General features: G+C 68.4%; 4 protein-coding genes and 1 pseudogene. All 5 read left to right on the forward strand.

The genetic code is table 11. The features are described from left to right. Positions 1 to 711 precede the first annotated feature (711 nt). The 5 genes and pseudogenes from AB0I73_RS38855 (at position 712) to AB0I73_RS38875 (ending at position 8,821) form a co-directional block, all read left to right on the forward strand. Positions 712 to 1,878, forward strand: a complete 1,167-nt coding sequence (locus AB0I73_RS38855) for an aromatic ring-hydroxylating dioxygenase subunit alpha (protein WP_363045116.1) — start codon at positions 712 to 714, stop codon at positions 1,876 to 1,878. Next, positions 1,875 to 4,280 (forward strand): CoA transferase, encoded by a 2,406-nt coding sequence (locus tag AB0I73_RS38860; RefSeq protein WP_363045117.1) that lies wholly within the window; start codon positions 1,875 to 1,877, stop codon positions 4,278 to 4,280. Before AB0I73_RS38855 ends, AB0I73_RS38860 begins: the two co-directional genes overlap by 4 nt. A gap of 47 nt (positions 4,281 to 4,327) precedes the next feature. Beyond that, positions 4,328 to 5,312 (forward strand): annotated as a pseudogene (locus tag AB0I73_RS38865) (IS3 family transposase). A gap of 510 nt (positions 5,313 to 5,822) precedes the next feature. Then, complete coding sequence (locus tag AB0I73_RS38870; protein ID WP_363045118.1) at positions 5,823 to 7,082, forward strand: CoA transferase; 1,260 nt, start codon at positions 5,823 to 5,825, stop codon at positions 7,080 to 7,082. Between the two features lie 197 nt (positions 7,083 to 7,279). After that, positions 7,280 to 8,821: an AMP-binding protein gene (locus tag AB0I73_RS38875; RefSeq protein WP_363045119.1), complete on the forward strand. Its 1,542-nt coding sequence runs from the start codon at positions 7,280 to 7,282 to the stop codon at positions 8,819 to 8,821. Positions 8,822 to 9,178: the final 357 nt, after the last annotated feature.

Genomic DNA, 9,178 nt, shown 5'->3' on the forward strand with positions numbered 1-9,178 from the left:
GCATTGGCGCCTGCCAGCGAGGGCGAGGCGCTTCGGGCGCGTGGTTCCAGGACTCCGCCCCCGAGCCGGGCGGAGAGCGGATCCCGGCCCACGGGTACCGCCGCAGCGCCACCGCCGACGCCCGGACTGGGGCGCCGACCCAGAACTCGGCGGTGGCGGCGCTGCCGATCCCGGAGTGCCCGCTCGCGGCCGACGATCTGCACCGACGGGTGGACGTACCTCTTGCGAACCTGCGCCGGACTGCCCCGGCATCCCGCGCTGCGAGGACGGCTGCACGCGTCTCGCTGACGCGGCCAGGGCCGTGCGCAAGGTACCGGCGATGCTTCTCTCCGGTCGACTTTAAACTTATTTCTATAGATTATTGGCCATGGCAGCATGGCCGCCCAGGGGACAATCTCCTGTTGACCGTTGCGGCGCACCAGCACCGAACCGGTGCCCGTCCGCCTGGCCACCCGCTGATCACACTCATTAGCCGAACCGCCAGGCGCCTTACCAAGCCGCAAGGGAGCCTGGGGTGACCGACATCCCTCGTCGCCGAGGCGCCGACCGCCCGGCTTTACGGCGAGGACGACGGCCGTGGCCGCCCACGACTTCGACCCCGTCCACTGCACACCTGACCCTCTAGTAAAACTTATGGCCGTAGGTTTACGATGGCCTGGCCGAGATAGCCGTCACCATTTCTCTCGAGCGAGTTCGTTCCTAGGAGGACCCTTGACTAACCACCAGCAGGTGCTCGAGACGCTGATCCGGTACTTCAAAGAGAACACGACGCACCTGGCGGACAGCGAGCTTCGGGTCCCGACGTCCCATTTCACCGACGACGAGCATGCGGCCCGGGAGCTGGCGCTGATGCGGACCGTCCCCGTGGTCGTCGCGCACCACTCAGAGCTGCCTGATCCGGGCAGCTTCGTCACCCGGGACGTCCTGGGCACTCCACTGCTGATCGTGCGTCAGCACGATGGCAGCGTGGGCGCCAGCATCAACATCTGCAAGCACCGCGGTGGACGGGTCGAGGTTTGCGAGGCGGGAAAGAAGCGGGCCTTCACCTGCTCCTACCACGGCTGGACCTATGACCGCGACGGCTCCCTGCGGCACATCCCGTATGCCCAGTTCTTCGAGCCGCTGGACCGCCTCGAACACGGCCTGGCCCAGGTGCACACCGAGGAGCGACACGGCCTGGTGTGGGTCACGCTGGACCCTGGGGAGAAGCCGCAGACCGTGGCGGAGTACCTGGGCGCGGACATGGAGGAACGCTTCCGGGAGTTCAACTACGAGAAGTCGCTGCTGGTGCTGGACAAGCAGTTCACGGTCCCGGTGAACTGGAAGCTCGTTGTCGACGGCGCCGTGGACAGCCTGCACCCGAAGTTTTTGCACCCGCACGGCGTCGGAAAGCTGATCTCGACCAACACCTGCGTGGTGGAGTCCAGCGGCCTGCACATGCAGTCGTTCACCCCGCGGATGCGCCTGGAGAAGGCGGTCGAGGCCGGGGAGGAGGACCAGGTCGAGGGCTTCTACAAGCACGTCGGGTCGAGCATGTTCGTCTTCCCCAACGTCAACGCCGCGATCACCCCGCACCACATCGAGTTCTGGACGACGTGGCCATCGTCCCACTCGCCGTCGGAATGCACGATCCACATCCGCTTCCTCGCCGACCCCGACACCTACGACGAGAAGATGGCCGAGCGGATCGCGAAGAGCTGGGAGATCCTCGAGGAGGCCGCCACCAAGGAGGACTGGCCGATGGAGGAGACCATCCAGGCCAACGCCCTCGCGGTCAGCGGCGTGTACATCTACGGCCGCAACGAGGCCGGGCCGCAGCACCTGCACCGCCAGCTCGCGCGGAAGCTCGCCGAGTCCGAGGCAGGGCAGCCCGCATGAGCGCAGCCGCCAAGCTCCCGCTCGCCGGTCTACGAGTCGTGGAGCTCGCGGGCGAGCTCGCGGACTCCGGCACCCGGCTCCTCGCCGACCTGGGCGCCGAGGTCGTGAAGGTCGAGCCGCCCGAGGGGGCGGCCGGGCGACGCCGCACGCCCATGGGTGACATCAGCCGGTGGGCGTGGCACCTGAACAACGCGAACAAGCTCGGTGTGGTGCTGGACACCGCGGACGTTTGCGACATGACGAAGCTGCGCGACCTCGTCGATGCAGCAGACATCCTGGTCGACTGCTGGGGTCCGGGACGGCTCGCCGATGCGGGTCTGGAGCCCGGTCGACTGACCGCCGAGGTGCCGGGCCTGGTCGTGGTCCAAGTGAGCGCCTTTGGACAGACCGGTCCCTACCGCGACCTCCAGGCGACCGAGCACGTCCTGTACGCGATGGGCGGCGTGTTGTCGCGATCCGGGTTCCCGGGTGCCGAGCCGCTGCTGCCCCCGGTGGGTCTGGTCGAGGGGCACACCGGCGCGCACGTCGCCTGGGCCGCGCTGCTGGCGCACTACCAGGCCCGTCGAACGCACCGTGGTGAGTCCGTGGACGTCTCCGCCTATGAGGCCGTGGTGCACGGTCTCGACCCGGTCTTCGGGACCCAGGGATCCGCGGCCGCGGCGCGACCAGACACCTTCCCGCGCGGTCGGCCCGACTCGCGCAACTACTACCCGGTCTACCGCTGCGCCGACGGACACGTGCGTACCTGTCTGCTCTCCCGGCGGCAGTGGCGGGCGATGTTCGAGTGGTTGGGTTCGCCCGAGGAGTTCGCCGACCCGAAGTTCGACGCCATCCCGGCACGCTTCCACGCCGCCGAGCGACTCAATGCCGTGATCCAGGAGTTCTTCGACCGGCACACCCGCGCCGAGCTCGTCGAGGAGGGTGCGGAGCGAGGCATCCCGATCGCTGAGGTACTCGATGTCGCCGACGTGCTCACCGTGCCGCACTTCGTCACCTCCGGCGTCCTCACGGACGTCGAGATCGCGCCCGGGGTGACCGCACGGGTCCCCTCCGGCCAGGTACGCGTCGACGGCGTCCGCGCCGGGCACCGGTCCCGGTCCCCGGAGCTCGGTGAGCACGACGACGTGGTGTTCGGTGCCGACGGCTTCTGGCCCCCGCGCGTGCTGCCGGCCGGACCGGAGCTCGTGGACGGCGACCGGCCCTTCGCGGGTCTGCGGGTGCTCGACCTCGGTGTCAACGTATTCGGCGCCGAGCTCGGTCGCCAGTTCGCCGACAACGGGGCCGACGTCATCAAGGTGGAAAACGCCGCCTACCCGGACGGACTGCGGCAATCGCGACGAGAGGGCGCCTTCGCGGCGTCGTTCGCCTGGGGCAACCGGAACAAGCGCGGACTCGGTCTGAACCTGCGCAGCCCCCGGGGCGTCGAGATCTTCCGCTCGCTGGTGGCCACCGCGGACGTGGTCGTCGCCAACTTCAAGCCCGGCGCACTGGCCGGCCTCGGCCTCACTCACGAGATCCTGGCCGAGATCAACCCGCGGATCATACTCTGCGACGCGAGCGCGTTCGGCAACGTGGGGGAATGGCGCAAGCGTCTCGGCTACGGCCCGCTGGTCCGTGCTTCGTGCGGTGTCTCGGCGCTCTGGGCCTACCCGGACGTCGAGTACGGCTCGGCCGACGGCTCGACCGTCTACCCCGACCACGTCGCCGCCCAGGTCGCTGCGGTCTCGGTGCTGGCGGGGCTGATCGCCCGGTTGGAGTCCGGCCGGGGCTGCCTCATCGAGCTCGCCCAGTCCGACGTCGCACTCACCCACCTCGGTGGCCACCTGGCCGCCGAGTCGCTGCAGCCAGGCTCGGTCGGCCCCGAGGGCAACATCGCGCTGGCCGAGGCTCCGTCGGGTGTCTTCCCGTGCGCCGGTGACGACGAGTGGTGCGTGGTCTCGGTGCGCGACGACGACGACTGGGCACGGCTGTGCCGGGTCGTGGGCCGACCGGAACTCGCCGACCATCCCCTCCTCGGGAACGTGGCCGGCCGGCTCAGGAACCGGGCCGCGGCCGCCGGGGTGCTCACCCAGTGGCTGATCCGCCGCGACAGGGAGGAGTCGATCGCCGCTTTGCAGCAGGCCGGCGTCCCGGCTGGGCTGATGGCCCGCGGCCCCGACCAGCTCGACGATGCCCAGCTCACCGCCCGCGGTGCCTTCGTGGACCTCGAGCACCCCGCTCTGCCGATGCCCCTGCGGGCCAACCTCCAGGTCGGGACGTACACATCGGTCCCAGCCGCCCCGCTGCTGCCGGCTCCGGTGCGGGGCGAACACACCCGGGAGATCGCGGCCTCGCTGCTCGGTCTGACCGATCAGGAGGTCGAGGCCCTGGTGGCGGATGGCATCCTCCAGCCCGAGCAGTGAACCGCCCCGGCTCGGATGGAGACTCGATTTCATGAAGGGATCGAGTCATGCCACGACCTTCCCGTTACCCGCTTTGGCTGCGCCGACGTGCGGTGCACATGGTCGCCGAGGTCTGTGGTGACCACCCGAACGAGACGGCCGCCCTGCAGGGCGGCCGCCGACAAGCTCGGCATCGGCTCCCGCGAGACACCGCGGAACTGGCTGAAGCAGCACGAGAACCACGCGGGGACGCGGCCGGGAACGACTGCAAGATCGCCCCTTCCACGTACTACGCCCACAAGAAATGCCTCGGAACCCCCTCCGCCCGTTCCGTGCGCGACAAGGAACTCAAGGAGCGGATCCAGGAGGTCTACACGTCCAACTACCGCGCCTAAGGAGCCCGGAAGATCTGATGGGAGCTGACCCGGCGGGGACACGCGGTGGCCCGCCGCACCGTCGAGCGCCTGATGCGCGGACTCGGTGTCCAGGGCGCGTTGCGCGGCAGACCCGTCATCACCACGATCCCGGCGGGCAGGCCGAGCGGGCCCCCGATCCGGTCGACCTCAGCTTCGTCGCCGTCGCTCCGAACCGGTGCTGGGTGGCGGAATTCACCCACGTGAAGGCATGGTCCGCCCTCGTCCACGTCGCGTTCGTAGTGGACACCTTCTTCCGCCGGATCGTCGGCTGATCCGCGGCCAATACCCCATCCGACCAGGCGCGTCGATCCATCACTCCGACGCCGGGCCGCGATACACATCGTTCAAGCCCGCCGAGCATCTGGACACTGCCGGCATCGCCGCCTCCATTAGCTCGGTCGGCGACGCCGACGACAACGCCCTGATGGAATCACCGATCGGTCTGTACAAAACCGAGTTGACCAAACCGCGAGGGCCTTGGGAATCGCTCTCCCCGGTGGAGTTGGCCACCGATGAGTGGGTCGACTGGTACAACCACCGCAGACTGCACGGTGAGATAGGCAACGCTCCACCCGTCGAGTACGAGGCCGACCACTACATGGAATCCACGGAACCCCAGGTCACAACCACAATCTGAGATCTCTACCGAACCCGGGGCGGTTCACTTGCCGCACTCCCTTCTTCGATGACCAGAGTCGCATCGACACGAGCACACGGTTCCGCGACCATGCCCGCCGGGCCGGTAAGTCCTGTGACAGGGACCCGCGGAAGACGAGCGTTTTAAACTTATTGCTGTAGGTTAATAACGGTCGAGACCCCGATCCCCTCCTCGTGGGCACGGGAGGCCGTCACCAGGCGCTTTCCCAGAAACTCCCCAGTCAGCTACAAGGGTCAGGGCCGACGGGGTGCGGCAGTGAGGTGCACTCGACGCCCACGAGGTCTTGCCCGATTTGGCGAATGCCATTAGATTTACGGCGCTGCGGTGGACGCCACATCCCGTGCTCCCGCCCTCTCGAACACTTTGCCCCCGCGACGCACCGGACAGCATGCCGTGGGCGTCCGGCTCTCCCCTGCACACCTCACCAGAAATCAGGGCCGGGCTGTGCGTGGGACACACAATGACTCGGCTCACGACCCGGAGGTTCCCATGAGCGGCTACTCGTTGTTGGCAGGGGTGCGCATCCTGGAGGTCGCCCACCTGGCGCCCTCGTCCGTCGGTGGCCATCTCGCTGATCTCGGTGCCGAGGTGATCAAGGTCGAAACCGGGCCTGTGGGCGATCCCGTGCGCACCGGTGGCTCCCTGGCGGTGGGCGGACCCGACGGTCCGGCCTTCATGCACCTGCGCTGGAACCGCGGCAAGAAGAGCGTGGCGCTCGATTTGCGGAGCGACGCAGGCAAGGCTGCCTTCCTGGAGCTGGCCAAGGTCAGCGACGCGGTGATCGAGGGAACACGTGCCGGCTATCTCGAATGGCTGGGCCTGGGATACGACGTACTGAAGGAGACCAACCCGGCGCTCGTCTTCTGCACGGTCTCCGGCCTCGGCAGCGACGGGCCCTACCGGCGGCTGGGCAGTGGCGGACCTGTCTTCGACGCCTACGCCGGCCTGCGCGAGGTGGCGACTCCGAGCACGCCTCCGGACAAGGGCATCGCGGGCTCGACCGCACCGGGGATCGCGATGTACGGACTGGGCGCCTACGGAGCGATGGGCATACTCGCGGGGATTCTCCACGCCCGCCGCACCGGGGCAGGGACACGGCTCGAGGTGGCCGGCATCGACGTGGCAGCCAGCTGGATCCCGGACGAGACCGACGCGGCCCTCAACGAGGGCCGGACGACGCAGCGCTCCGCCTGGCTGCCCGACGGTCGGCTGCCGGACTGGCCCCGGTTGGAGGCGTACCGGACACAGGACGGCGGCGCCATGCTGTTCGGCGCCCACGTGGAGAAGTTCTGGCGGAACTTCTGCCATGCCGTCGACCGTCCGGACCTCCTAGAGATCGACCTGACCACCGTCGACGAGGGATCCGCTCGGCGCGCCGAGACGGTCTGGCGCGAACTGCGCGCCATCTTCCTGGAGCGCACGCGCGAGGAGTGGACCGAGCTCTTCCTCACGCACGACATCGCCGGCGGACCGGTGAACAGCGTCCACGAGCTCATCCAGGATCCCCATTTCAAGGCTCGGCGGAACACCTACACGGTCACCTACGACGGCGTGGGCGAGTTGGAGCTGATGGTGAGCCCGGTCCGTGTCGCTGGAGAGGACTTCGCAGCCGATCTCGCCCCGGGACTCGGCGCGCACACGTGGGAGGTGCTGCGGGACGTGGCGGGCTACGACGAAGCGGCCCTGTCCGAGCTGGGCCTCGAGGGAGCACCCTCGCAGGCTGCCGGACGCAACGCCGGCGCGTCCTGACGAGCGTCACACAGCCCACGGAGAACACGGCCCGGCATCCCGTATCCGTCGGTCACCCGTGCCTCTTCCAAGCAGCTTCTGCTCATCAGGGCGAGTCGCAGGCTCGGCGCGGTCAGTCGTGGGCTGACGGATCAACACCGCGCTCTGCCGTCGTGTGCATGAAAACAGCAACCGAACAAGGGACATGGGAAGCTGGCATGAACATCAATGATCTCGTTCGCTACTGGGGGAAAAATCGTCCCGACCACGCGGCGATCATCTTCGGTGACGACGTACAGAGCTGGGCAGAACTCGATGCGGTCTCCGACGCCCTCGCCCGTGGCCTAGCGGCTCGCGGGGTCCGCAAGGGCGACCGGGTGGGCGTACTCATGCGCAACCGCCCGGAGCTCGCCCATGTCATCCTGGCCACTCTGAAGCTGGGCGCGATCAGCGTTCCGCTCAACTTCCGGCTGCTGGCCCCGGAGCTCGCTCCCCTCCTCCAGGACGCCGACCCGCGCGTCGTGGTGACCGAGGGCGAACTCGCCCACCTGCTGGAGCCAGGACACAAGGCGCTCGGCTTTGAGATCTTCGCCACCGATTCGTCCGACCTGCCGGGATACAACCTGCTCATGGCGGAGTCCGGGACGGCGCCGATCACCGAGGTCGACGAGGACGACGGTGCGTTCATCTGCTACACCTCCGGCACCACGGGAGTGCAAAAGGGCGCGCTGCTGACGCACCGCTCCGTACTGGCCCCCGGCCAGGCCCAAATGATCACCCACGGGATCTCGTGGCGCGACCGCGTACTGCTGGCCGCGCCTCTGGTCTACACGGGCTCAGTCATCTCGGTCTTCATGCAACTGGTGGTGTTCCCAGGCGCGACGATGGTGCTGCCCGGCGACTTTGACGCCGAGCGCTGCCTCGACGCATTGGAGCGGCACCAGGTCACGGCGACGACGACGGTCCCGGTGGTCTGGGAGCGCATGGCGGCGCTGCCCGGCTTCGGACGGCGCAGGCTGGCCGACTTCAAGTTCGCAGGAGCGGGCGGCGCCCCGGTGAATCCGGACCTGCTGAAGGTCTACCAGGCACGCGGTATCCCGGTGACGCAGGTCTATGGGCTGACCGAGGCATCGGGACTGGTCTCCACCATGCGGTACGAGGATGCGCTCACGCGTCCCGGTTTCGCCGGGTTGCCGCTCGTGGGCACCGCCATCCGCATCGCCGATTCCGAAGGCCAGACGGTCCCGGCCGGCGAGGTCGGGGAGATTCTGGTCCGTGGCTCGCACACCATGCACGGCTACTGGAACCGTCCCCAGGAGACTGCCGATACCCTCGTCGACGGATGGCTGCGCACTGGCGACCTGGGCCTGCAGGACGACGGCGGCTTCCTCAAGGTTGTCGACCGGAGGAAGGACATGGTCATCTCCGGCGGCCTGAACATCTACCCCGCCGAGATCGAGAAGGTTCTCGGCTCCGTGGAGGGGGTGGTGGACCTTGCCGTCATCGGCGTGGCGGACGACAGGTGGGGCGAGGTCCCGATGGTCGTCTTCCATACCGACCAGGACCCGTCGGTCGTCGCCAGCCGCCTCGCATCGACCGCACAAGCCTCCCTCGCCCGCTACAAGCAGCCCAAGCACGCGGTCGCCCTGGCGCAACCGCTCCCCCGCACCTTCTCGGGCAAGCTCGCCAAGCCGGTCCTACGGGAGCAGTTCACGCACACGCCTTCCGACGCGATTGCGCTGTCTCCGTCCAGCTCGTGACAGGCAGACCGGGCGGCCCCGAAGTGCCGGGGCCGCCCGGCCACAAGTCCCTCAAAAGTCCGGCGATTGCTCACTGAACTGTTTCCAACCTGGCTGATGTCTGGCTGAGTTGGCGTGGGGGTCGGGTGTGGGAAGAGGTGGAGCTCCTGGTAGAGGGGTGTCGACCAAGAGCAACCTGTCCGCCCGGAGCTTCGTGTGCTTGCCTGCCCATCGGGACTCGATCTGTCCACTACCACCCTGCGGTTCCTGTCCGGGCTGCTGAGCGCCCGACACTGTGCACGACGTCCGCGCCCGCCCGTGCCTGCGGCGTCATCGACGCCCTGGCCGAGGCCGGCATGCGCTGCTGGGCCGAAAAGG

It is taken from the genome of Streptomyces sp. NPDC050388 (assembly GCF_040655635.1).
In the GTDB taxonomy this organism is placed as follows: domain Bacteria; phylum Actinomycetota; class Actinomycetes; order Streptomycetales; family Streptomycetaceae; genus Streptomyces.